Source organism: Streptomyces sp. NPDC001137 (assembly GCF_040298885.1).
GTDB lineage: Bacteria > Actinomycetota > Actinomycetes > Streptomycetales > Streptomycetaceae > Streptomyces.
In genome coordinates this window covers 72,513-96,406 of sequence record NZ_JBEPBA010000023.1, presented here as the reverse complement: position 1 = coordinate 96,406, position 23,894 = coordinate 72,513, and the positions used below count along the sequence as shown (strand labels likewise).

Here is a 23,894-nt window from a genome sequence, read left to right as displayed (position 1 = left end):
GTCACCGTTTATCGGATTGGTAAAGAAGGTCAACGACCCCTGTTCTCGGCATGTTCACAGCCGAAAGGATCCCTCTGACAATCGCAATGACGTTGGGGGAGGTCCCACTTGAGGGATATGAGACGAAATAAGCGGGCCACGGCGCTCGGCTCGGCCGGAGTGCTCGCCGCGGCGACGCTCATAGCCGGCGCCGTCGCGGCGCCGAGTGCCAGCGCGACCGCCGGCGCACGGTCCGGGCAGGACCGCGAGGCCCGCGGTGCCGCCATCGCGGCCGAGCGGGCGGCGAAGGCCGGGATCGACTGGCAGGACTGCCCCGCCGACTGGGGTTTTGAGAAGCCCATCCAGTGCGGGTACGTCAGCGTCCCGGTCGACTACGCGCACCCGTACGGCAAGCAGATCAAGCTGGCCGTCGACCGCATCGGCAACACCGGGACGAAGGAGGAGCGCCAGGGCGCGCTCGTCTACAACCCGGGTGGCCCCGGCGGTTCCGGCATGCGCTTCCCGCGCCGGGTCACGACCAAGAACCCGATCTGGGCCAACGTGGCCAAGGCGTACGACTTCGTGGGCTTCGACCCGCGCGGTGTCGGCCACTCCGCGCCCATCTCCTGCATCGACCCGCAGGAGTTCGTGAAGGCGCCCAAGGCCGACCCGGTGCCGGACTCCGAGGCCGACAAGCTGGCCCAGCGCAAGCTGGCCGCCGAGTACGCCAAGGGCTGCGCCGAGCGCACCGGCAAGGCGATGCTCTCGCAGATGACCACGCCCAACACGGTGCGCGACCTGGACGTGATCCGTGCCGCGCTCGGCGAGAAGAAGCTCAACTACCTGGGCGTCTCCTACGGCACCTACATCGGCGCCGTCTACGGCACGATGTTCCCGGGCCATCTGCGCCGCATGATCGTGGACAGCGTCGTCAACCCGTCGCGGGAGAAGATCTGGTACCAGGCCAACCTGGACCAGGACGTCGCCTTCGAGGGCCGCTGGAAGGACTGGGAGGACTGGGTCGCCGCCAACGACGCCACCTTCCACCTCGGCACCACGCGTGACGCGGTCCAGGCGAAGTGGCTCGAACTGCGCGCCACCGCCAAGAAGAGCCCGCTCGGCGGGGTCGTCGGCCCGGCCGAGCTGATCTCCTTCTTCCAGAGCGCCCCGTACTACGACTCCTCGTGGGTGCCGGTCGCCACGGCGTTCAGCAAGTACTTCGCCGGCGACACCCAGGCGCTGGTCGACGCGGCCGCCCCCGACATGTCCGACACCGCGGGCAACATCACCGCGGAGAACGGCAACGCCGTCTACACGGCCGTCGAGTGCACCGACGCCAAGTGGCCCACCAGCTGGAAGAAGTGGGACAGGGACAACACCGAGCTCAACAAGAACTACCCGTTCATGACCTGGGCCAACGCCTGGATGAACCTGCCGTGCGCCACCTGGCCGGTCAAGCAGCAGAGCCCGGTGAACGTCAAGACCCACAAGGGCCTGCCGCAGGTCCTGATCGTGCAGTCCACGCATGACGCCGCCACCCCGTACGACGGCGCCGTCGAACTGCACAACCGCTTCAAGGGCTCCCGTCTGATCACCGAGAAGGACGCGGGCTCGCACGGTGTGACCGGCCTGGTCAACCCGTGCATCAACCAGAGGGTGGACGACTACCTCCTGAGCGGCAAGCTGGACGCCGCGGACGTGACCTGCGCCCCGCACGCCACGCCCAAGCCGTAACCGGCAGCGTTACCAGTACGAAGTGAGGGGCGGTCCGGAACACTCCGGCCGCCCCTTCCTCGTGCTCGCTCCGCCCTATCCCAGCGGCATCCGCGGGAAGCGGCGCTCCTTCTCCTCGGCCTGCTGTGCCTTGACGACGGCCGCGTACTCGTCGACGTACTCCTGCTCGGACAGCTTCAGAATCGCGTACATGATCTCGTCGGTGATGGCGCGCAGGATGGCCTTCTCGTTCTCCATCCCGGCATAGCGCGAGAAGTCGAGGGGCTTGCCGAAGCGGATGACGACGGGATGGATGTTCGGGATGACCTTGCCGGGCGGCTGCGCCTCGAAGGTGCCGATCATCGCGCAGGGGATGACGGGCACCCCGGCCCGCAGGGCCATCACCGCCACCCCCACCTTGCCCTTGTACAGGCGGCCGTCGTGCGAGCGGGTCCCCTCGGGGTAGATGCCGAGCAGCTCGTTCTTGCTCAGCACGCCGAGGCCCTCGCGGATGGCGGCCTGGCCCGCTTCCTTGCCGGTGCGGTCGACCGGGATCTGCCCGGCGCTGCGGAAGAACGCCGCGGTGAGCCGGCCCTTGATGCCGGGACCCGTGAAGTACTCCTTCTTCGCGAGGAAGGTGATGCGGCGCTTGAGGATCGCCGGCATCAGGAAGTGGTCCGAGAAGGACAGATGGTTGCCGGCGACGATCGCCGGGCCTTCGGCCGGTACGTGTTCGAGGCCTTCGATGCGAGGCCGGAACACCAGTCTCAGCAGAGGTCCCAACAACACGTATTTGAGCACGTAGTAGAACAAAAGGTCGCTCCTCACTCCGGCGGATCGCCTGGGCCGCCGCGTTCCAGCAGGTCAACCGGCGTGTCGTGGGATCGCCAGTCTATGTGCAGGGGCAGTTCGCCGGAACACGGCGGACGCCGCGTCGCGCGCGTGGGGACAACTGCCGCACCAGCCTCCAATTACCGACTGGTAGACAGCAACCTGATGACACATCATGGCGCGATCGCGCTCAACTGCTGGCGGACGCCCGGTTCTTGCGGCGCGCCGCCCCGTCTGCCTCACCTCACAACCGCACGATGACCAGGGCGGTGTCATCGGTCGCACCCCCCGGCGGCAGCAGCTCCAGCAGGACCGCGTCGGCCAGCTGTTCGGGGTCCTCGGTGCGATGGCGGGCGAGCGCGTCGGCGAGGCGGGCCAGGCCGGTGTCGATGTCCTCGCGTCTGCGTTCGATCAGGCCGTCGGTGTAGAGGACGAGCGTGGCGCCCTCGGCGTACCGCGTGCAGGCCTGGGGTCTGGGGATCGGGTCGGGCCGGGCGTCGAGCGGCGGGTCCGTGGCCTGGTCGAGGAACTCGACACGACCGTCGGAGTGGACGAGGACGGGCGGCGGGTGCCCGGCGCTGCTGTAGGTGATGGTGTGCTCGTCGAAGTCGATGAACGTCGTGACGGCGGTGGCGGACTCGGCGCCGTCGACCACGTGCGCATACCGGCCCAGGACGTTCAGCGCCTCGGCCGGACCCTCGGCGACCCGGGAGGCGGCGCTCAGCGCGCTGCGCAGCTGGCCCATGACCCCGGCAGCCGCGAGACCGTGCCCGACCACGTCGCCCACCGCCACGCCGATGCGGCGCCCGCCCACCAGGTCGACCAGGTCGTACCAGTCCCCGCACACGTTGAGCGATCCGACGGCGGGCCGGTAGCGCACGGCGGCATGCTGGTGGCCGGCCTGCCGGCGGGCGGGCAGCATCGCCTCCTGGAGTGCGATGGCCACCTCGCGCTCGCGGGCGTGGGCCTGCCGGAGCCGCTCGTTGAGGTCCTGCAGTTCGCGGGCCCGGGTGTACAGCTCGGCCTCGAGCACCCGGGCCCGGCTGCTGCGCGGACTGCCCCTGGCCTTGATCAGCTCGGTGACCTCCTCGACGCGGTGCACCAGCAGCACCACCTTGCCGTCCGGGCCGAGCACCGGGGCGTTGACCGGGCTCCAGTAACGCTCCTCCCACTCGCCGGGCCGGTCGGGATTCTCGACGTCGTAGCGCTGCAGGGCCATGGCGTCGCGCTCGCCGGTCTCCAGCACCCGCTGCAGCGATGCCGCCAGATTGCGCATGCCGGAAGCCGTGGGGTCGTTGGGGTTGTCGGGGAAGACGTCGAACAGATAGCGGCCGACGACCTGCTCGCTGGTGCGTCCGGCCAACCGCAGGAACTCCTCGTTGGCGTCCGCGAACACCAGCTCGGGCGTCAGCAGCGCCACCATCCCCGGCAGGCACTGGAACACTGCCGCGTAGTCGATCGCCCCATCGTTCATGGCTGCCGCCTCACCGCCGGGTTCACGTCATTTTCCCACGTGATGCGGCGTATGCACGGTATTGGTGTGTCAGGCCGGGGGATCCGTCAGGGACTGCTCGGCCCAGATGACCTTCCCCTCGGGGACGAAGCGGGTGCCCCACCGCTGGGTGAACTGCGAGACCAGCAGCAGCCCGCGGCCGCCCTCGTCGGTGGTACGCGGATGGCGCATATGGGGCGCGGTGGCGCCGCCGTCGGAGACCTCGCAGATCAGGGCGCGCTCCCTGATCAGGCGGAGCCGGATGGGGCCTTCGGCGTGCCGGATGGCGTTGGTGACCAGCTCGCTGACCACGAGTTCCGTGGTGAAGGCCAGCTCCTCCAGGCCCCACTCGGCCAGCTGCCGGGCGGCTTCCTTGCGGGCGTCGGCCACGACGGCCGGGTCGGCGGGCAGGTCCCAGTCGGCGACCTGGTCGGTGCCCAGCAGCTTGGTGCGTGCCATCAGCAGCGCCACGTCGTCGTCCGGACGGTCCGGGATCAGTGTGTCGACCACGGCCCGGCAGCGCAGGTCGAGCGAGGTCGCCATCCGTTCCAGGGCCCGGCGCAGCCGGTCGCGGTCCGCGTCGACCGGACGGTCGTCGGCCTCGCGGGCCAGCAGCCCGTCGGTGTGCAGGGCGAGCATGCTGCCCTCGGCGAGCACCAGCTCCACCGCCTCGAAGGGCCGCCCGCCCACGCCGAGCGGCGGGCCCTGCGGCAGGTCCACGAAGGTGACGGTGCCGTCGGGCATGACGACGGCGGGCGCGGGATGGCCCGCGGCGGCCATCGTGCACTGTCCGTCGACGGGGTCGTAGATGACGTACACGCAGCCGGACCCCGCGACCTGCACGTCGACGTCCTCCGGAGTGTCCGGGTCGCCGCCCTCCTCGCGGCCGGTCAGTGCGGCCAGGTCGTCCAGGTGCGCAAGTACCTCCTCGGGCGGCAGATCCAGCGCCGCCAGGGTGCGTACGGCGGTCCGCAGGCGCCCCATGGCAGCGGCGGCGTCGATGCCGTGCCCCGGAACCTCACCCACGACCAGGGCGACGCGCGCGCCGGACAGCGGGATGAGGTCGTACCAGTCGCCGCCCAGGCCGGTCAGCTCGTCGGCCGGCCGGTAGCAGGCGGCCACCTCCACCGCGTCCTGCTCGGGCAGCCGGCGGGGGAGCAGGCTGCGCTGCAGCACCAGTGCCGCATTGCGTTCGCGGGCGTAGCGGCGGGCGTTGTCCACACAGACCGCCGCCCGGGAGACCAGGTCCTCGGCCAGGCTCAGGTCGTCCTCGTCGAAGGGCTCCTGACGCCTGCGCCGGAAGAACGTGGTGACGCCCAGGGTGACGCCCCGCGCGCGGATCGGCACGACCATCACGGTGTGCAGCCCCAGCTCCAGGAACGTGGCCGTCCGGTCGCCGGGAAGATCGGTGGCCCACTCCTTGGCCAGCGGGTCGAGCCGCTCCTCGCGCCAGGACAGGCCGGTGGCCAGGCAGCGGATCGGGGGTGAGCCGGGCAGATAGGCGGCCGCCGAGCCGATCTCGACGACGGCCTCGGGGACGCCCGGGTTCACCGACTGGTGTCCGGCCCGCCGCAGTGGCACCGCCTCCGTGGGGCTGAGCGGTCCGGCCGGGGGCTCCGAGCCGCGCAGCACCCACTCCAGCAGGTCGACGCAGACGAAGTCGGCGCAGCCCGGCACTGCCACGTCGGCCAGCTCCTGAGCGGTCCGCACGATGTCCAGGCTGCGGCCGATCTGCTCGCCCGCCCGGTCGAGCAGGGCCAGCCGCTCCCGGGCGCGGTGCCGCTCGGTGATGTCGACGACCGTGTAGTAGACGCCCATCGGGTGGCCGTTGTCGTCCTCGAGACGGGTGAACGACATCATGTGCGCCGTCTCCCGCAGCGGTGCCGAGCGCACATGGCCGACGTGCTCGTACCCGACCACCGGCTGCCCGGTCTCCAGCACGCGCCGCATCTGTGCCTCGATGTCCTCGGAGTCGATGCCCGGCTGGATCTCCGCCAGCCGCCGGCCCAGCCGCTCCCCGGGGGAGCCGCCGCCGAACCGCTCCAGGGCCGCGTTCGACCAGACGCACCGCAGATCCGCGTCCACGACCGCTATGCCGACGGGGGAGCCGGTCACCATCTGCTCCAGCACCGCACGGCTCATGTCCCAGCCGCGTGCCCCGGCCATGTCGGAGAGCAGCACCAGCCAGTGCGCCCCGCCGCCCGGCGCCACCGCCGGAGTGATCCGGACCATCACCCGGACCTGGTGCCCGTCCTTGTGCCGGGCGGTCAGCAGGCCCGCCCAGCCGCCGTCCCGGCGGCACCGCTCGGCCACCTCCGGCACCCGTGCGGCATCCTCCGCAGCCAGCAGGCCGGTCACCGGGGTGCCGACCACCTCGGAGGCGGTGTAGTCCAGCAGCCGCCGGGCGTCCCGGGTCCAGCTGGTCACCACGCCCTGGGCGTCGAGCAGCAGAGGCGCGGCATCGGCCACGTCGAACCGCTGCCGGGCAAGGTCCTGTTCCTCGTCAGTGCCCACGGCCGACCTCTCTGTCGCTGAGAGTGGTCTACCACCTCTTGTCCCCATCTTCACCCTCCGGGCAACCGGTGAGGACGCAGAGAAAAGCGGGGGGCGCGGTCCGAGCGCCCCCCGCCCCGGTCACGAACCCAGGACCTTCTCCAGTGCCCCGAGCGCGGACTCCAGCTCCTCTGCGGTGATCGTCAGCGGCGGCGCCAGCCGGATGGTGGAGCCGTGGGTGTCCTTGACCAGGACGCCCTCGCGCTGGAGGCGTTCGCTGATCTCGCGGCCGGTGCCGATGGCCGGGTCGACGTCGACGCCCGCCCACAGGCCGCGGGCCCGGAAGCCGGCGACGCCCTTGCCGACCAGGGCGGCCAGGCCACCGCGCAGGGCCACGCCCAGCTCGGCGGCCCGGCGCTGGTACTCGCCCGTCTCCAGCAGCTCCACGACGGCCGTGCCGACCGCGGCGGCCAGCGGGTTGCCGCCGAACGTCGAGCCGTGCTCGCCCGGCCGCAGTACGCCGAGCACGTCCCGGCGCGCGACCACCGCGGAGACCGGGACGATGCCGCCGCCCAGCGCCTTGCCCAGCAGCAGGACGTCCGGGACGACGTTCTCGTGCTCGACGGCGAGGGTGCGGCCCGTGCGGCCAAGCCCCGACTGGATCTCGTCGGCGATGAAGAGGCAGCCCTTGCGCCGGGTCAGCTCCCGCACCCCGGCCAGGTAGCCGTCGTCCGGGATGACGACGCCCGCCTCGCCCTGGATGGGCTCGATGAGCACGGCCGCGGTCGTCTCGTCGACCGCCGCCTCCAGCGCCGCCAGGTCGTTGTACGGCACGATCCGGAAGCCCGGCGTGAAGGGGCCGAAGCCCGCGCGTGCGGTCTCGTCCGTGGAGAAGCTGACGATCGTCGTCGTACGGCCGTGGAAGTTCTCCGCGGCGACCACGATCGTCGCCCGGTCGGCGGGGACGCCCTTGACCTCGTACGCCCACTTGCGGGCCACCTTGATGCCGGACTCGACCGCCTCGGCGCCGGTGTTCATCGGCAGCACCATGTCCAGTCCGGTCAGCCCGGCCAGCCGCTCGGCGAACTCGGCCAGCCTGTCGTTGTGGAAGGCGCGCGAGGTGAGCGTGAGGCGGTCCAGCTGGTCGTGGGCCGCCTGGACGAGCGCCGGGTGCCGGTGGCCGAAGTTGAGGGCCGAGTAGCCGGCCAGCATGTCGAGGTAGCGGCGGCCCTCGACATCCTCCACCCAGGTGCCCTCGGCACGGGCGACGACCACGGGCAGCGGGTGGTAGTTGTGCGCCAGGACCGGTTCCTCGGCGCGGATCAGCTCGGCGGACGAACGCGTGGTCACGGGAGCGGTCATGAACGGATCTCCTGAGTGCAGCACTTGATGCCGCCGCCCGCCTTGCGGAACTCGGACAGGTCGACGGGCACGGGGACATAGCCGCGGTCGGCGAGAGCGGTGGCGAGGGACTCGGCCTGGGGTGCGATGAAGACGTTGCGGCCGTCGGAGACGGAGTTGAGGCCGAAGGCCAGCGCGTCGTCCAGGGTGGCGAGCACCGCGTCCGGATACAGCCGGGCCAGCACCTCGCGGCTGCCCGGGGAGAACGCCTCCGGGTAGTAGGAGATGTTGTCGTCGTCCAGGACGAACAGCGCGGTGTCCAGGTGGTAGAAGCGCGGGTCCACCAGCGTCAGGCTGATCACCGGGTGGCCGAAGAACTCCTGCACCTCGCGGTGCGCCTCGCGGGTCGTACGGAACCCGGTGCCGGCCAGGACATAGCGGCCCGTCCAGACCAGGTCGCCCTCGCCCTCGCAGACGGCCTCGGGACGATGCACGTCGAAGCCGGCCGCCTTGAACCAGGTGTCGTAGTGCGTGGACTCCGGGCGCCGCTCGGGCGCGTGGAAGAGGGAGCCGAAGACGCGGCCGTCGACGACGACGGCCGAGTTCGCGGCGAAGACCATGTCCGGGAGACCGGGCGCCGGCTCCAGGGTGTCGACGGTGTGGCCATGGGCCCGGTAGGCGCCGATCAGCGCCTGCCACTGCTCCTGCGCCAGGTCCACGTCGACGCGGACGTCGGGGTGCATCCAGGGATTGATCGCGTACTGCACGGCGAAGTGTCTGGGTTCGCAGACGAGGAAGCGCCGCCGGCGCGGCACACGGGAATCGGACACAGAGGGGTTCCTCCGCTTCCTGCGGTGTCGAGGGTGGGTTGACACCAAGGTAGGAAGTGACGGAGTCGGGCGACAAGGAACAAGAATTGCGTGTCTGCGCAGGAATGCTGCGTCTTCGGCCGGTTCTGCGCAGCACTGCTGCGCGTTCGGACGTTTATTCGGGGGCTGGCTGTGTGGCGCCCGCCTCCGGGCTCTCCGGGAGCAGATGCGACAGCACCATCACGCTGATCGTCTTGCGGATGAAAGGCTCGATGCGGATCCGCTCCAGGACCTCCTCGAAGTGGTCCACGTCCCGTGCCCGTACGTGCAGCAGCGCGTCCGCGCCGCCGGTCACCGTCATCGCCGCCGTGATCTCCGGATGGTTGCGGACCACCTCCGCGAGCCGCCGCGGCGGGGCCGCGCCCTCGCAGTACACCTCGACGTACGCCTCCGTGCGCCAGCCCAGTGCCGCCGGCTGCACGGTGGCCGTGAACCCGGTGATCACGCCCGTCTCGCGCAGCCGGTCCACCCGGCGCTTGACCGCCGTGGACGACAGCCCGACGGCCGCACCGATCTCGGCGAAGCTGGTCCTGGCGTTCGCCATCAACGCGGTGATGATCTTCCGGTCGAGCTCGTCGAAGGGGGCCGGCCTGCTGTTCATGTCGGCACTGTATCCAGCACGAACGTCCACACCACGGCACATGTCCACCCGTGCGGATTCCACCTACACTCCGGGTTCATGCTGCGCGCCCTCGCCGTCGACGACGAACGCCCCTCGCTGGAGGAACTGCTGTATCTGCTGAACGCGGACCCCCGTATCGGCAGCGCGGAGGGCGCAGGCGACGCGACCGAGGCGCTGCGCCGCATCAACCGGGCGCTCCAGTCCGGTCCGGGCGGTCCCGAGGCCATCGACGTCGTCTTCCTCGACATCCACATGCCAGGCCTCGACGGGCTCGACCTGGCCCGGCTGCTGACCGGCTTCGCCAAGCCGCCGCTGGTCGTGTTCGTCACCGCCCACGAGGACTTCGCCGTACAGGCCTTCGATCTCAAGGCCGTCGACTACGTCCTCAAGCCGGTCCGCAAGGAACGCCTCGCGGAGGCGATCCGCCGGGCCGCCGAACTCACCGGCACCACCCCGCGCATCCCCGTGCACGAGCCCGACCCCGACCACATTCCGGTCGAACTCGGCGGCGTGACCCGCTTCGTCGCCGTCGACGACATCACCCACGTCGAGGCCCAGGGCGACTACGCCCGACTGCACACCGACAAGGGCAGCCACCTCGTACGGATCCCGCTGTCCACCCTGGAGGAACGGTGGCGCTCCCGGGGCTTCGTCCGCATCCACCGCCGCCACCTGGTCGCCCTGCGCCACGTCGGCGAACTGCGCCTGGACGCGGGCACGGTGAGCGTCCTGGTCGGCGCCGAGGAACTCCAGGTCAGCCGCCGGCATACGCGCGAACTGCGGGACCTGCTGATGAGGAGGCCGTGACCGTGCCGGGCCAGGACCCCACCGAGCGCCGCGTCGTCGTCACCGGCCCGCCCCGCCGCACCCGCCGCGCCTCCGGCTACTACCGCCCGCGCACCGAGATCGACGAGCAGACCACCCTCGGCCACACCTACGTCCGCTCCCTCATGCGCACCCAACTGCGCGCCGCCCTCGCGGTGTTCGCATTCCTCGGCCTGCTCATAGGCCCGCTGCCCCTGGTGTTCGCCGCCACCCCGGACGCCCGCCGCCTGCAGTGGGTGATCCTCGGCTTCTGCCTCTACGCCCCGATGGTCCTGCTCGCCCTGTGGTACGTCCGGCGCGCCGAGCGCAACGAACGGGACTTCGTGCGCCTCGTCGAAGACCGATGAACGAAGACAGATGAACGAGGACCGATGAACTCCAGTTACGCCGTCCCCGCCGTCGCCCTCGTCGTCGTGGCGACCGTCCTGGTCGGCGCCTTCGGCCTGCGCATCTCCCGTACGACCTCCGACTTCTACGTCGCCTCCCGCACCGTCGGCCCCCGCCTCAACGCGGCCGCCATCAGCGGCGAGTACCTCTCCGCCGCCTCCTTCCTGGGCATCGCGGGCCTGGTCCTGGTGCAGGGCCCCGACATGCTCTGGTACCCGGTCGGCTACACCGCCGGCTATCTGGTCCTGCTGCTGTTCGTGGCCGCCCCGCTGCGCCGCTCCGGCGCCTACACGCTGCCCGACTTCGCCGAGGCCCGGCTGGCCTCGCAGGCGGTACGGCGGCTGGCCGGGGCCTTCGTCGTCGGCGTCGGCTGGCTGTATCTGCTGCCCCAACTCCAGGGCGCCGGGCTGACGTTGACCGTGCTGACCGGTGCGCCCGATACGCTCGGCGGGCTGATCGTGGCCGTCGTCGTGGTCGCCACCGTCGCCGCCGGCGGGATGCGCAGCATCACCTTCGTACAGGCCTTCCAGTACTGGCTCAAGCTCACCGCCCTGCTGGTGCCCGCGCTGTTCCTGGTCCTCGCCTGGCAGGGCGACGGCGCGCCCCGCCACGCCTTCGAGGAGCCGGCGACCTTCCGCGAGCAGCGCGTCGTACGCGTCGACGACAGCCTCGACCTGAAACTGGACCGGCCGCTGACCGTCACCGTGACCGGCACGGTCGACGGCCGCACCCACGACGCCGGGCGGATCCGACTCCCCTCCGGCACCCATCACATCGAGCGGGGCACCCGGCTGGCCTTCGCCAGGGGCACCACCGTCCCGACTGCCGACCGCGGCACCAACGGCGGCATGTCGACCTCGCTGGCCTCGAGCCGCGAGGAACGCCCGCTGTACGCCACGTACGGGCTGATCCTCGCCACCTTCCTCGGCACCATGGGCCTGCCGCACGTCGTCGTCCGCTTCTACACCAGCCCGCACGGCGTCGCCGCCCGCCGCACCACCGTCGCCGTGCTCGGCCTGATCGGCGCCTTCTACCTGCTGCCGCCCCTGTACGGCGCCCTCGGCCGGCTCTACACCCCCGAACTCACCCTCACCGGCGACGCGGACGCCGCCGTCCTGCTGCTGCCCGACCGCATGATCGGCGGCGTGGGCGGCGACCTGCTGGGTGCGCTGGTGGCGGGCGGCGCCTTCGCCGCGTTCCTGTCCACGGCGTCCGGGCTGACCATGGCGGTGGCCGGGGTGCTCACCCAGGACGTCCTGCCGACGCGCGGCGTACGGCACTTCAGGCTCGGCACGGTGCTCTCGATGGCGGTGCCGCTCGCCGCCAGCGTCATCGTCGGCGGGCTGCCGGTCGCCGACGCGGTCGGGCTGGCCTTCGCGGTGTCCGCGTCGTCGTTCTGCCCACTGCTCGTCCTCGGCATCTGGTGGCGGCGACTGACCCCGCCGGGCGCGGCCGCCGGGATGCTGATCGGCGGCGGTTCGGCGTTCCTGGCGGTGGCCGCGACGATGGCCGGCTTCCCCGGCACGGGCTCGCTGCACGCCTTGCTGGCCTGGCCCGCCCTCTGGTCGGTACCGCTGGGCTTCCTCACCATGGTGCTGGTGTCCCTGGCGACGCCGGGACGGGTGCCCGGCGGGACGGAGGCGATCCTGGCCAGGTTCCATCTGCCGGAGGAACTGCGCGCGGAGGTGAAGGTGTGAGCGGATTCCTCGCCGGCCTGTGCGTCGCCGTCCTGCCGCTGCTGGCCGCCGGATTCTGGCTGGGGCGGCGCACCGCCCGCCCCGAGAGCCTCGGCGGCCTCGGCACGCCCGTCGAGCACGCCACCTTCCAGACCCTGCACACCGCCTCCCTGGCCGCACCCCCGCTGCGGGCCGGGCTGACGGAGGAGACCGCCCGCAAGTCCGCCCGCCGGCTGCGCACCCTCCTCGGCACGGACGCCCTGTGTCTCACGGACCAGAAGGAGGTCCTGGTCTGGGACGGCGTCGGCGGCCACCACCGCGACGAGATCATGGAACGCCTCACCGGACCGCTGGAGAGCGGCCGCGGCGAGGCCTTCCGCCTCAAGTGCCCCGACCCGGACTGCCGGGTGCGCTGGGCGGTCGTCGCCCCGCTCACCGTCGACGACCGCGTGCACGGCGCCCTGGTCGCCTGCGCGCCCCGCGAGTCCGCCGTCCTCGTCCGGGCCGCCGGGGAGGTCGCCCGCTGGGTGAGCGTCCAGCTGGAACTGGCCGATCTCGACCAGTCCCGCACCCGTCTGATCGAGGCCGAGATCAAGGCACTGCGCGCCCAGATCTCCCCGCACTTCATCTTCAACTCGCTCGCGGTGATAGCGAGCTTCGTCCGCACCGACCCCGAACGCGCCCGCGAACTCCTCCTGGAATTCGCCGACTTCACCCGCTACTCGTTCCGCAGGCACGGCGACTTCACCACCCTCGCCGACGAACTGCACGCCATCGACCACTACTTGGCGCTGGTGCGGGCACGCTTCGGCGACCGCCTCTCCGTCACCCTCCAGATCGCCCCCGAGGTCCTGCCGGTCGCCCTGCCCTTCCTGTGCCTCCAGCCGCTCGTCGAGAACGCCGTCAAACACGGCCTGGAGGGGAAAACCGACAAGAGCCACATCAGCATCACCGCGCAGGACGCCGGCGCCGAGGCCCTGGTCGTCATCGAGGACGACGGCGCCGGGATGGACCCCGACCTGCTGCGCCGCATCCTCGCCGGCGAGGTCAGCCCCTCGGGCGGCATCGGACTGTCCAACGTCGACGACCGCCTGCGCCAGGTCTACGGCGACGACTACGGGCTCGTCATCGAGACCGCCGTGGGAGCGGGCATGAAGATCACCGCCCGGCTGCCGAAATACCAGCCGGGGGTGCACTCCGCCGGGCGGCTGAGCGAGGAATGAACGCCATGTGCCCCGGATGCGTCACGTGCTGCGGGAGGCGATCATCCCGAGGGTGAGCAGACCCAGCACCACCCAGCCGAACCACAGCCAGCCGTTGGAGCCGAGGGCCACCGTGTAGGCGGTCACCACGACCAGGCCGCCGACCGTGAGCGCCCCCATCGCCTTCGTAGAACCGTCCGTAGAACCGGGCATCGCAACACCCTCCTCAGGATTCGTTCCCCTCCATGGTGCCCCCGTTCTGCTTCCGCACGGTGCAGACGACGAAATGCGTGCCCGACTTCCAGGCGCCCTGACTGCTCCAGGAGCCGGAGGTGTAGACCGACGGGTCGAAGCCGTAGTCCCGCGGCGCCACGTCCTTCGCACAGGCCGCATCCGACCGCGTACGGGCCTCGGTGAGCGTGACGTCCTCGCCCAGCCGGGTGAAACCGAGCACCTGCTCGTCGTGCGGGCCGCCGCAGGAGACCAGCCGGGCGTCCCGGTTGGAGCGGGTCCGCAGACAGTCACGGCGCTGCATGTTCGCCGTGTCGGTGAAGTCCGAGCCGACCTTGCGCCGATCGCCGAGCGGCCCGTACACCGGCCCGTGCGCGCCCAGCACCAGACACGCGGTGCGCCGCCCCGCGGCCTCGAACCCGGCCCCGGTCGGCACGACGGCGAGACTGCGGACGTCCGCCAGCCGCTCGCGGATCTCCTGCGTCCGCTCCTCGCATCGGGCGGGCCCCAGCTTGAGGGCCTCGTCAGCGGACGCGGCCGGCACGAACGCCATCACCTGCCCGTCGGGAGCCTTGTCCTGACAGCCCGGATCCGGCGTGAGCCGCGGCACCCCCTGGAACCGGTCGCCCGGCCAGTCGGCGAGCACGCACTCCCCGTCCTTGAGCGGCGCGGAAAGCCCCACGGCCGAACCGTACGGCGAGGCCGCCCCGTCGCCGCCGCTCTTCTGGTGCGCCATGGCGTACCAGACCCCGCCCAGCGCCAGCACCAGACCGAGCGCGACGGCGAGAACCGCCCGCAGCGCCCGCGGGAGCTCACGGCGACGGTGGGCGGGCCGGGGCAGGGGGGCGCTTGCCACCCCGGCCCACGGCGGCTGCGAACCCGGGTCGGTCTGCGTACGGGCGTATGCCTCGGCCTGCGGCGTGACGATCCGCGACAGCGCCGCCTCCGCCTGCGTCGCGGACGGCCGCCGCCCCGGATCCTTCACCAGCAGCGCCTGCAGTACGGGCCCCAGCGCACCGGCGCGCAGGGCCGGACGCGGCTCCTCCATGACCACCGCGGTGACCTCGGCGAGGTGTGACTCGCGCTCGAAGGGGCCATGTCCCTCGACGCCGTGGTAGAGCGTGCAGCCCAGCGAGAACAGATCGGCGGCCGGGGTCGGCGGCCCGCCCGTGGCCCGCTCCGGCGCCAGGTAGCCCGAGGTCCCCACCAGCACGGACGCCAGCGTGTACCGGGTCTCGCCGGCATCCGGCTGCACCGATATGCCGTAGTCGGTGAGCAGGATGCGCCCGTACGGCGCCCCGGAGCGGTCCGGCGCGAGCAGGATGTTCGCCGGTTTCACGTCCCGGTGCATGACGCCCCGCTCGTGCCCGGCGGTCAGCGCGTCCAGCACGGCCAGCCCGATGCGGGCGCACTCGGCGGGCGCGAGCGGACCGCGCGTCTCGACCAGCTCCTTCAGGTCGACGGCGCCCGCCACGTACTCCATGACGATCCAGGGCAGCCCCTCGTCCTCCAGCACGTCGTGCACCGTCACCACATGGGGATGGCCGCGCAGTCCTGCCGCGTGCCGGGCCTCCGCGCGTGCCCGGGCCACCCGGGCCTCGCGCTCGTCGGCGGGCGGGTCCGGGTCCCGGAACACGATCTCCTTGAGCGCGACCTCGCAGGCGAGTCTCTGGTCGTGGGCGAGCCACACATGGCCCATGCCACCGCTGCCGAGCCGGTTCAGCAGCAGATAACGGCCGGCGATGACCCGGCCCACTCCCGACGTGGATGATCCTGAATGCATCCGGTGACTCCAGGGATCTGCGGAGGCGCTACGTGATCGCGGTCGAGGCGGACCCGGAGCTCGCGGGCGCACTCGTGGCAGGTGCGCTGCTCGCCGGCCCGCTGGTGGCCGGAGCGCTCGTGGTGACCGGGGCGCTCGGCGGGGGCGCGCTGCTCGTCGCCGGTTTGCTGGGCGGTGGGGCGCTGCTGGTGACCGGGTCGCTGGTCTTCGCGGGTGAGCCGGTGGTCGTCGACGGCGAACTGGGCGGCGCACTCGACGGGGGCGCCTTGGAACCGGACGGCGCGCTCGACGACGCCGCGGAGGACGACGGCCCGGGGCCGCTGCCGGACGGCGACGACGGCGACGCCGGTGACGACCCGGACGGCGAAGGCGATGGCGGCGGCGCTGTGGCCGGTCCGGACGTCACGGACGGCGGGGGAGTGGCCGGCCCGTGGGACGTCCCCTCGGCCACGCTCAGCGTCACGTACGCCCCGAACCCCAGCTTGCTCCCGGCCGGCGGGTCCGACGCCGTCACCCGCGCGTCGTCGGGCGGTCGCGCCTTCCCGTCGTACCCGACCGCGAGCCCCACGTCGGCCAGCCGCCGGCTCGCGTCCCCGAACGTCGTCCCGGCGACCCGGGGCACCGCACGTTCCTCGCGCGTGTCGAAGGTCTTGTCTTGTGCCCCCGTGGTGCCGACGGGCCGGTCGATGCCCAGGGCGGGATCGCCGACGTCGACCAGAACGAGCCGCTGCATTTTCCGGGGCGCCGGCCGCACGGCGACCACGGAGGAACGCTGATATCCCCGCCACTTCTCGTTCCCGTCCCCGAACTTGACCGAAATCCTGTTCGTGTCACCCGTGAAGGGACGCAGTGGATTTCCGCACGAGCACTTCACAGCCGGAAGTCCCTGTTCATCGACGAGTACGGCGATTCCCGCCTGCAGCAGGGAGTCGAAGGGAACAGCCTTTCCCTTCTTGTAGTCGTGGTTCTTCACGAGGGTGTCGTGACGCAGGAGAACTGGAGTGAGCCGGTCCAGGTATCCCGGAATCTCATCGACGGTGATGTTCAGCGCAGTGGCCCACGCCTGCGCCTTCTGATGATTCCTGGGGTCCATGAGGAATGCCTTGAGCTGTTCGACGTCGCAGATGGTCGGCTTCCTCGTGCCCCCGTACAGCCCGGGCGTGTCCCCCTGCTGCAGACTGCCGTGCACCGTCTGCGGCCTGATCGCGGAGTCGTGGCCCAGCCCGCTGTCCTCGTCGAAGAAAGGCGCGAGAGAGGGAACTCCCGCGGCCACCGCCTTCACGACGAGCAGCGGCGTACTCCGATCACAAGCGCTGAGCGCCAGCAGGAAAACGAGCAGGACGGCGATCCTGCGAATCGCCGATTTCCCAGCCCCTTGCATAAATGCGCGAAGTGTCATCACCGCTCCCCCCGGCGGTTCCCCCCATGCGCTTCATGCTACTGAATACTTCCGAATGGCGAGGCCCTTAATGCCCGCGTGCGTTCAATGAGGCCAAATAGGCGTTGTATGCCTCGAGTTCCTTGTCGCCGTCACGGTCGGCGGCCCGGTCCTTGCGCCGGGCCTGCCGCTGCTCGGAGCCGTACCACTGGAACAGGAGGGCGATCAGCACCAGCACGGAGGGAATCTCGCTGAACGCCCAGGCGATACCGCCGGCCGCCGTCTGGTCGGAGAGCGCCTCGATGCCGAGCGAGGCGGGCGGGTTCTTGAACGTCTCCACCATCGGCGTCGACGCCATCATCAGCGCGATGCCGAAGAACGCGTGGAACGGCATACCCGCGAACAGCTCCAGCATCCGCATCAGATAGCCCGGCCGCTGCGGCCCGGGGTCCACCCCGATGATCGGCCAGAAGAACACGACACCCACGGCGAGGAAGTGCACCATCATCGCGATGTGCCCCGCCTTGGAGCCCATCAGGAAGTCGAAGATCGGCGTGAAGTACAGCGCGTACAGGCTCGCGATGAACAGCGGAATGGTGAACGCCGGATGGGTGATGATCCGCATGTACCGGCTGTGCAGCAGCATCAGCAGCAGCTCGCGCGGCCCCTTGCGGCCGTTGCCCGCCGTCGGCAGTGCGCGCAGGGCGAGGGTGACGGGCGCGCCGAGCAGGATCAGGATCGGCGACAGCATGCTGATGATCATGTGCTGCACCATGTGCACGCTGAACATGACCATGCCGTAGTCGTTGAGCTTCGTGCACATCACGAGCCCGATGGTCAACACCCCGAGGACGAACGACACCGTACGCGCCGCCGACCACTTGTCCCCGCGCCGCCGCAGCCGCGCCACGCCGTACGCGTACAGCCCGAGCCCCACCAGGCAGGCCACGAGGAAGAACGGGTCCGCCGACCACTGAAGACCCCGCCCCAGCGTGAACGGCGGCAGATCCATGGTCATGCCGTGCCCGCTGTGATCCATCCAACGGCTCCTGATTCGTGGGGGTTGTGCGCTGTCTGTCCGGACCCAGAGTAGAACCGCCCCCGGCCGCTGCTGCGACCGGGGGCGGACTCTTCAATTCCGTACGAGATCAAACGCGCACTACAGAACGCACTCCGCCTCGTCGTACCGCTCCGACGGAACCGTCTTCAGCGTCTCGACGGCCTCCGCCAGCGGGACCATCACGATGTCGGTCCCCCGCAGCGCGGTCATCTTGCCGAACTCGCCCCGGTGCACCGCCTCCACGGCGTGCCAGCCGAAGCGGGTGGCGAGCACACGGTCGTACGCCGTCGGCGTACCGCCCCGCTGGACGTGCCCCAGGATGACCGGCCGGGCTTCCTTGCCGAGGCGCTCCTCCAGCTCGATGGAGAGCTGGCGGGCGATCCCGGCGAAGCGCTCGTGGCCGTAGATGTCCTTGCCGCCCTCGTCGAACTCCATGGACCCGGCCTTGGGCTTGGCGCCCTCCGCCGCCACGACGATCGCGAAGCGCTTGCCCGCCTCGAACCGCTCGCCGACCCGCCTGGCCAACTCCTCGATGTCGAAGGGCCGTTCGGGGACCACGATGGCGTGCGCTCCGGCCGCCATGCCGGAGTGCAGCGCGATCCAGCCGGTGTGCCGGCCCATGACCTCCACGACCAGGACGCGCTGGTGGGACTCGGCGGTGGTCTTGAGCCGGTCAAGGGCCTCGGTCGCGACGCCGACGGCCGTGTCGAAGCCGAAGGTGACGTCCGTGACCGCGATGTCGTTGTCGATGGTCTTCGGGACGCCGACGATCGGCAGTCCGCTGTCGTACATCAGCCGGGCCGCCTTCAGCGTGCCCTCACCGCCGATGGGGATGATCGCGTCGAGGCCGAGCTCCTCGACATGGCCCTTGGCCCGCTCCACGCCGTCGCGCAGATGCGAGGGCTGGACCCGGGAGGAGCCGAGAATCGTGCCGCCGCGGGCCAGGATGCCGCCCACCGCGTCGAGGTCCAGCTTGAGGTAGTCGCACTCGAGGAGGCCTTTCCAGCCGTCCCGGAAGCCGATGACCTCGTCGCCGTGGTCGACGACGGCGCGGTGCACGACGGACCGGATGACGGCGTTCAGGCCGGGGCAGTCGCCGCCGGACGTGAGGACACCAATGCGCATAGCCCGAAAGAACCTTCTCAACGTGGGCCGGGACCGGACCCCGTCGTCCGGCACGAACCCCGCCACCCTAGCGGCAGGAGGGGGCGGGATCGCACCGTGCGTCCGCCTGCTGGACGGCCCCGCTCACCTGTGCGGACGGGGCGTCAGACGGGCTGGTGGAGCGGAGCTCGCATCCGGGTGTCAGGCGGGCTGCTGGGCTGCTGCGATGCGCTCGTTGCGCAGGGCCTCGTACCAGCGGTCGTCGGTCGGGGGCAGCGCGTTCACGTCGAGCGCCAGCTTCAGCAGCAGGTCGGCGATCTGCGGGTTCCGGGCCAGCACGGGCCCGTGCATGTACGTACCGAAGACCGTGTCGTTGTACGCGCCCTCCGTGCCGTCACCCGTGCCGTTGCCGTTGCCGAGCTTGACCTGGGCGAAGGGGCGGGCCGTCGGTCCGAGGTGGGTGACGCCCTGGTGGTTCTCGAAGCCGGTCAGCGGGGGCAGGCCGAGGCGCGGGTCGATGTCGGCGAGCACGTCACCGACGCAGCGGTCGCCCTCACCCCGTACCGAGACCACGTCAAGCAGCCCGAGGCCGGGCTCGCGCTGGCCGAGGTCGTTGATGAACTCGTGGCCGAGGATCTGGTATCCGGCGCAGACGGAGAAGACGATCGCGCCGTTCTCCACGGCCCGGTGCAGTCCGCCGTCGCGGCGCAGCCGCTCCGCCGCGAGCCGCTGCGGACGGTCCTCGCCACCGCCGATCAGATAGATGTCCCCGGAGGTCGGGATCGCCTGGTCGCTGCGCACGTCGAGACGCGCCACGTCGAGGCGGCGCTGCCGGGCGCGGCGCTCCACGACGAGGACGTTGCCCTGGTCGCCGTACGTGCTGAGCAGGTCGGGGTAGATCCAGACGACCCGCAGCTGGTTGTCGCTCACAAAAGTCCCCTGAGTGTCAGTTGCCCACGCGGCGGCGCAGGTCCTGGAAGGCGGTGTAGTTGGCGATGACCTCGATCCGGCCGGGCGGGCTCATCTGCACCGCCTGGTCGAGGTCGTCGCAGACCTGGAACTGCTGGTTCGCGACCTCCAGGCGCACCGCGAGGTCCAGCTTCCGGTCGCCGATCACACAGATCGGGTGGCCGGACAGACGGGTGTAGTCGACGTCCCACAGCCAGGAGGTGTCGGTGCCGTCGGCGCTGCGCGCGTTCACGGAGAGGATCACCGGGGTGGGCGGAGGATCGATCAGGCTGAACGTTTCGAGCCAGCCCGCCGGGTTCTTCGCGAGCAGCAGTCGCAGGTCGCGCTGCTGGAACTGCACCACGTCGTAGCGTCCGGCGACGGCCTGCACCTGGTACATGCGTTCCAGGGCGACCTGCGGCGGCACACCGAAGACGGCGGCCACGGCGGCGGAGCTGGCCGCGTTCGCCTTGTTGGCGCGGCCGGGCAGCTGGAGGTGGATCGGCCAGGCGGAGCCGTGCGGGTCGAGGACGTGGTCCCCGGAGAGCGCCCAGCTCGGCGTGGGCCGGCGGAAACCGCACTCACCGCAGAACCAGTCGTCGCCCGGGCGCTGCATCACGCCACCGCAGGACGGGCAGGACCAGGCGTCGTCCTTCCACATCTGCCCGGCGGCGACCCAGATCACATTGGGGGAGGAGGACGCGGCCCACACGACCAGCGGGTCGTCGGCGTTGGCGACGATGACCGCCTTGGAGCCGGCCAGCCCCTCACGCCAGTTCTCCGCGAGCATGCGGGTCTCCGCGGCGCGGTCGAGCTGGTCGCGGGAGAGGTTCAGCAGCGCGATGCACTTCGGGTCGGTGTCCCGGGCGACGCCGGCGAGGTACTTCTCGTCGACCTCGATGACCCCGAAACGGGCGTCCGAGCTGCCCGCGAGGGCCGAGGTGATGCCGGCCGGCATGTTGGCGCCGAGCGCGTTGGAGACGACCGGCCCCGCGGCGCGCAGCGCCTCGGCGATCAGCCGGGTGGTGGTGGTCTTGCCGTTGGTCGCCGAGACCAGGGTGACGTCCAGGTTCTGGGCGAGCCGCGCGAGGAGGTCGGGGTCGAGCTTGAGCGCCACCCGGCCACCGATCACCGAACCGCTCCCGCGCCCTGCGGCGCGCGATGCCGCCGCGACCGCCTTGCCCGCGGTCACGGCCAGCTTGGCCCGCGGCGTGAGCGGGTCCGAGTTGCCTGCCATGAGTTCTCGATCCTCCTTGCGTACGCGCCGCGCATCTGCCTGACGGCAACGTGGTGTGGACCTCAGCCTATCGAGATCCATTCACAGTCCCGAACCGCCGTACCCTGACGGCCATGCGAAACAGCTCCATTCCGGGCGCCCGAGGGCGTGTCCGGCCCCTCACCCTGCTCGGGGACCCGGTCCTGCACACCCCGTGCGAGGAGGTGACCGACTTCGGCCCCGGACTGGCAGCCCTCGTGGAGAACCTGTTCGCGACGATGTACGCGGCGCAGGGCGTCGGTCTGGCAGCGAACCAGATCGGTGAGTCTTTGCGCGTCTTCGTGTACGACTGCCCCGACGACGAGGACGTCCGCCATGTGGGCCATGTGGTGAACCCCCGACTCGTCGAGAGGGACGGCGTGGTCGTACGCGGCCCGGAGGGCTGCCTGTCCCTGCCGGGGCTGGAGGCGGGGACGGAGCGTTACGACCATGCGGTGGTGGAGGGGTTCACGGTGAGGGGAGAGCCGGTGACGGTGCACGGCACGGGCTTTTTCGCACGCTGCTTGCAGCATGAGTGCGACCACTTGGAGGGCAGGATTTACGCGGACCACTTGAAGGGCTGGCGCCACCGGAGGCTGATGCGCCAGGTGACGCGAGCGTCTTGGCACCGATGAGCCCTCAGAACCCCGGCCCACCTATCCTGTCGCCGGCGGCAGCCAGCCGCCCCCACAGCAGATCGGCGAGACTCCGCACCAACTCCCCCCGAGAACAAGGCCGTTCCCCCAGCCACCAGTCCCCGGCGGCATGCATCATGCCGACTATCCCGTGCCCCCACACCCGAGCCAACTGCTGCCCTCCGGGCCCGAGGTCCAGCCGGTCCTCGATGACCTGCGCCAACTCCTCGCCCATCCGACGGAGCAGCGGAATCGAATGCTTGCCGACGTCGAACCCCTGCTCCCCGCCCGGGCTGCCCTCCGCCGGATGCATCAGGAACCGGTACACCTGCGGACGTGCCTCGATCGCCGCGAGGTAGGTGTCGAGGGTGGCCTCGACCCGCTCCCGCCGGCCCGCCGGGGCGTCCAGCGCCGCCCGGAGCGAGTTCAGCAGTGCGTCGGTGTGCCGCTTGGCCAAGGCGGCGTACAGTCCGCTCTTGTCCCCGAAGTGCCGGTACAGGATCGGCTTGGTGATGCCGGCCTCCGCGGCGATGGCGTTCATCGAGGCCTGCGGTCCGTCGCGCAGCACCACTCTGTCGGCGGCCTCCAGCAGCTCGCGCCGACGTCGGTCGGCGGACCGCTGCTGCTCGGTCCGCTGCGTGGTGTCCATGAGCTCTCCCCACCCGTGCTTATTCGGTGACGCCTGCGCAAACTAACACTCAGCATGGCCCCTGCATCGAACGGGCTGCCGACCCGTCCCGCCCCGTCATCAGGAGTTGACTTTTCCTACCCGCGAGTAACACACTGGAGTTACCGCTAGTAACATGCAAGAGCACCGCCGCCGCTGGAGGGGACATGGCCGAGTTCACCATGGAGCTCAACGACGAACAGAAGGAGGTCCGGGACTGGCTGCACGGCTTCTCCGCCGACGTCATCCGCCCTGCGGCCGCCGAATGGGACGAGCGTGAGGAGACTCCCTGGCCGGTCATCCAGGAGGCCGCGAAGGTAGGCATCTACTCCCTCGACTTCTACGCTCAGCAGTACTTCGACCCCACCGGGCTGGGCATTCCGATGGCCATGGAGGAGCTGTTCTGGGGCGACGCGGGCATCGCCCTGTCGATCGTAGGCACGGGGCTCGCCGCCGTGGGCGTTCTCGCCAACGGAACCGAGGAACAGATCGGTACCTGGATCCCGCAGATGTACGGCGACGCGAACGATGTCAAGGTCGCCGCGTTCTGCTCCTCCGAGCCCGACGCCGGCTCCGACGTGGCCTCCATGCGTACGCGTGCCGTCTACGACGAGGCCAAGGACGAGTGGGTGCTCAACGGCACCAAGACCTGGGCGACCAACGGCGGCATCGCCAACGTCCACGTCGTGGTCGCGGTCGTCGACCCGGATCTCGGCTCCAAGGGGCATGCGTCCTTCATCGTCCCGCCGAACACACCGGGCCTGTCCCAGGGGCAGAAGTTCAAGAAGCACGGCATCCGCGCCTCGCACACCGCCGAGGTCGTCCTGGAGAACGTCCGCGTCCCCGGCTCCTGCCTGCTCGGCGGCAAGGAGAAGCTCGACGAGCGCCTCGCCCGGGCCCGGGAGCGCGCGAAGGCGGGCAACGGCGAGCGCGTGAAGAACGCCGCCATGGCCACGTTCGAAGCCTCGCGTCCGGCGGTCGGCGCGATGGCGGTCGGTACCGCCCGGGCCGCGTACGAGGTGGCTCTCGACTACGCCAAGACGCGTGAGCAGTTCGGGCGGCCGATCATCGACAACCAGGGTGTCGCCTTCCAGCTCGCGGACATGCGGACGTCGATCGATGCCGCTCGTCTGCTGGTGTGGCGAGCCTCGTGGATGGCCGTCAACGGCAAGCAGTTCACGGCCGCCGAGGGGTCCATGTCGAAGCTGTTCGCCAGCGAGACGGCGAAGAAGGTGACCGCGCAGGCGGTGCAGATTCTTGGCGGGAATGGCTATACGCGGGAGTACCCGGTGGAGCGGATGCATCGGGATGCCGCGATCTACACGATCTTTGAGGGGACGAGCGAGATTCAGCGGCTGGTGATTGCCCGGACGCTCTCGGGGATGTCCATTCGTTAAAGGCCT

General features: G+C 70.8%; 21 protein-coding genes. 7 read left to right on the top strand and 14 right to left on the bottom strand.

From position 1 onward, the window contains the following. Positions 1 to 117: 117 nt before the first annotated feature. Complete coding sequence (locus tag ABT254_RS35120; protein ID WP_351479618.1) at positions 118 to 1,713, top strand: alpha/beta hydrolase; 1,596 nt, start codon at positions 118 to 120, stop codon at positions 1,711 to 1,713. Between the two features lie 75 nt (positions 1,714 to 1,788). On the opposite strand, the gene ABT254_RS35115 is transcribed toward ABT254_RS35120, so the two are convergent. From ABT254_RS35115 to ABT254_RS35090, 6 genes are all read right to left on the bottom strand, one after another. Further along, complete coding sequence (locus ABT254_RS35115; RefSeq protein ID WP_351479377.1) at positions 1,789 to 2,505, bottom strand: lysophospholipid acyltransferase family protein; 717 nt, start codon at positions 2,503 to 2,505, stop codon at positions 1,789 to 1,791. 262 nt (positions 2,506 to 2,767) lie between these two features. Further along, a complete protein-coding gene (locus ABT254_RS35110) occupies positions 2,768 to 3,997 on the bottom strand; it encodes a PP2C family protein-serine/threonine phosphatase (protein WP_351479374.1) in 1,230 nt (409 codons plus the stop codon). A gap of 69 nt (positions 3,998 to 4,066) precedes the next feature. Further along, the gene (locus tag ABT254_RS35105; RefSeq protein WP_351479371.1) at positions 4,067 to 6,529 is read right to left on the bottom strand and encodes a SpoIIE family protein phosphatase; all 2,463 of its coding nucleotides are present in this window, start codon (positions 6,527 to 6,529) and stop codon (positions 4,067 to 4,069) included. 120 nt (positions 6,530 to 6,649) lie between these two features. Further along, on the bottom strand, positions 6,650 to 7,870 hold the full coding sequence (rocD, locus tag ABT254_RS35100; protein WP_351479368.1) for an ornithine--oxo-acid transaminase: 1,221 nt from the start codon (positions 7,868 to 7,870) through the stop codon (positions 6,650 to 6,652). Then, positions 7,867 to 8,679: a dimethylargininase gene (ddaH, locus tag ABT254_RS35095; RefSeq protein ID WP_344399293.1), complete on the bottom strand. Its 813-nt coding sequence runs from the start codon at positions 8,677 to 8,679 to the stop codon at positions 7,867 to 7,869. Before ddaH ends, rocD begins: the two co-directional genes overlap by 4 nt. 154 nt (positions 8,680 to 8,833) lie before the next feature. Continuing rightward, positions 8,834 to 9,319 (bottom strand): Lrp/AsnC family transcriptional regulator, encoded by a 486-nt coding sequence (locus tag ABT254_RS35090; protein ID WP_351479364.1) that lies wholly within the window; start codon positions 9,317 to 9,319, stop codon positions 8,834 to 8,836. A gap of 78 nt (positions 9,320 to 9,397) precedes the next feature. On the opposite strand from ABT254_RS35090, the gene ABT254_RS35085 reads away from it, so the two are divergent. From ABT254_RS35085 to ABT254_RS35070, 4 genes are read left to right on the top strand one after another with little or no spacing between them, the layout of a single operon-like run. Beyond that, positions 9,398 to 10,147 (top strand): LytR/AlgR family response regulator transcription factor, encoded by a 750-nt coding sequence (locus ABT254_RS35085; protein ID WP_351479361.1) that lies wholly within the window; start codon positions 9,398 to 9,400, stop codon positions 10,145 to 10,147. 2 nt (positions 10,148 to 10,149) lie between these two features. Beyond that, a complete protein-coding gene (locus tag ABT254_RS35080) occupies positions 10,150 to 10,512 on the top strand; it encodes a hypothetical protein (RefSeq protein WP_351479615.1) in 363 nt (120 codons plus the stop codon). 24 nt (positions 10,513 to 10,536) lie between these two features. Beyond that, complete coding sequence (locus ABT254_RS35075) at positions 10,537 to 12,249, top strand: sodium/solute symporter (protein ID WP_351479358.1); 1,713 nt, start codon at positions 10,537 to 10,539, stop codon at positions 12,247 to 12,249. Next, a complete protein-coding gene (locus ABT254_RS35070) occupies positions 12,246 to 13,451 on the top strand; it encodes a sensor histidine kinase (RefSeq protein WP_351479356.1) in 1,206 nt (401 codons plus the stop codon). The genes ABT254_RS35075 and ABT254_RS35070 overlap by 4 nt, the downstream gene beginning before the upstream one ends. A gap of 21 nt (positions 13,452 to 13,472) precedes the next feature. Here ABT254_RS35070 and ABT254_RS35065 read toward each other — a convergent pair whose 3' ends face one another. From ABT254_RS35065 to ABT254_RS35035, 7 genes are all read right to left on the bottom strand, one after another. Beyond that, a complete protein-coding gene (locus ABT254_RS35065; RefSeq protein WP_351479355.1) occupies positions 13,473 to 13,643 on the bottom strand; it encodes a hypothetical protein in 171 nt (56 codons plus the stop codon). Positions 13,644 to 13,656: 13 nt separating this feature from the next. Further along, entirely contained in the window at positions 13,657 to 15,444 is a 1,788-nt protein-coding gene (locus ABT254_RS35060) for a serine/threonine-protein kinase (RefSeq protein WP_351479352.1), read from the bottom strand. Between the two features lie 28 nt (positions 15,445 to 15,472). Continuing rightward, a complete protein-coding gene (locus ABT254_RS35055) occupies positions 15,473 to 16,825 on the bottom strand; it encodes a DUF6777 domain-containing protein (RefSeq protein WP_351479612.1) in 1,353 nt (450 codons plus the stop codon). 85 nt (positions 16,826 to 16,910) lie between these two features. Further along, positions 16,911 to 17,861, bottom strand: coding sequence for a cytochrome c oxidase assembly protein (locus tag ABT254_RS35050; protein WP_351479350.1), 951 nt, complete (start codon positions 17,859 to 17,861; stop codon positions 16,911 to 16,913). A gap of 120 nt (positions 17,862 to 17,981) precedes the next feature. Beyond that, positions 17,982 to 19,007 carry a 6-phosphofructokinase gene (locus ABT254_RS35045; RefSeq protein ID WP_351479347.1) on the bottom strand — a complete coding sequence of 342 codons (1,026 nt, stop codon included), beginning with the start codon at positions 19,005 to 19,007 and terminating at the stop codon, positions 17,982 to 17,984. A gap of 180 nt (positions 19,008 to 19,187) precedes the next feature. Next, positions 19,188 to 19,916, bottom strand: coding sequence for a type 1 glutamine amidotransferase (locus tag ABT254_RS35040; protein WP_351479344.1), 729 nt, complete (start codon positions 19,914 to 19,916; stop codon positions 19,188 to 19,190). A gap of 16 nt (positions 19,917 to 19,932) precedes the next feature. Beyond that, a complete protein-coding gene (locus ABT254_RS35035) occupies positions 19,933 to 21,171 on the bottom strand; it encodes a MurT ligase domain-containing protein (RefSeq protein WP_351479341.1) in 1,239 nt (412 codons plus the stop codon). Between the two features lie 113 nt (positions 21,172 to 21,284). Here ABT254_RS35035 and def point away from each other — a divergent pair, with 113 nt between their 5' ends. Then, positions 21,285 to 21,824 (top strand): peptide deformylase, encoded by a 540-nt coding sequence (gene def / locus ABT254_RS35030; RefSeq protein ID WP_351479339.1) that lies wholly within the window; start codon positions 21,285 to 21,287, stop codon positions 21,822 to 21,824. Between the two features lie 4 nt (positions 21,825 to 21,828). Here the strand turns inward: def and ABT254_RS35025 are convergent, their stop codons facing one another. Further along, entirely contained in the window at positions 21,829 to 22,473 is a 645-nt protein-coding gene (locus ABT254_RS35025; protein ID WP_351479336.1) for a TetR/AcrR family transcriptional regulator, read from the bottom strand. 185 nt (positions 22,474 to 22,658) lie between these two features. Between ABT254_RS35025 and ABT254_RS35020 the strand changes: the two genes are divergently transcribed. Beyond that, a complete protein-coding gene (locus tag ABT254_RS35020; protein WP_351479333.1) occupies positions 22,659 to 23,888 on the top strand; it encodes an acyl-CoA dehydrogenase family protein in 1,230 nt (409 codons plus the stop codon). Positions 23,889 to 23,894 lie beyond the last annotated feature (6 nt).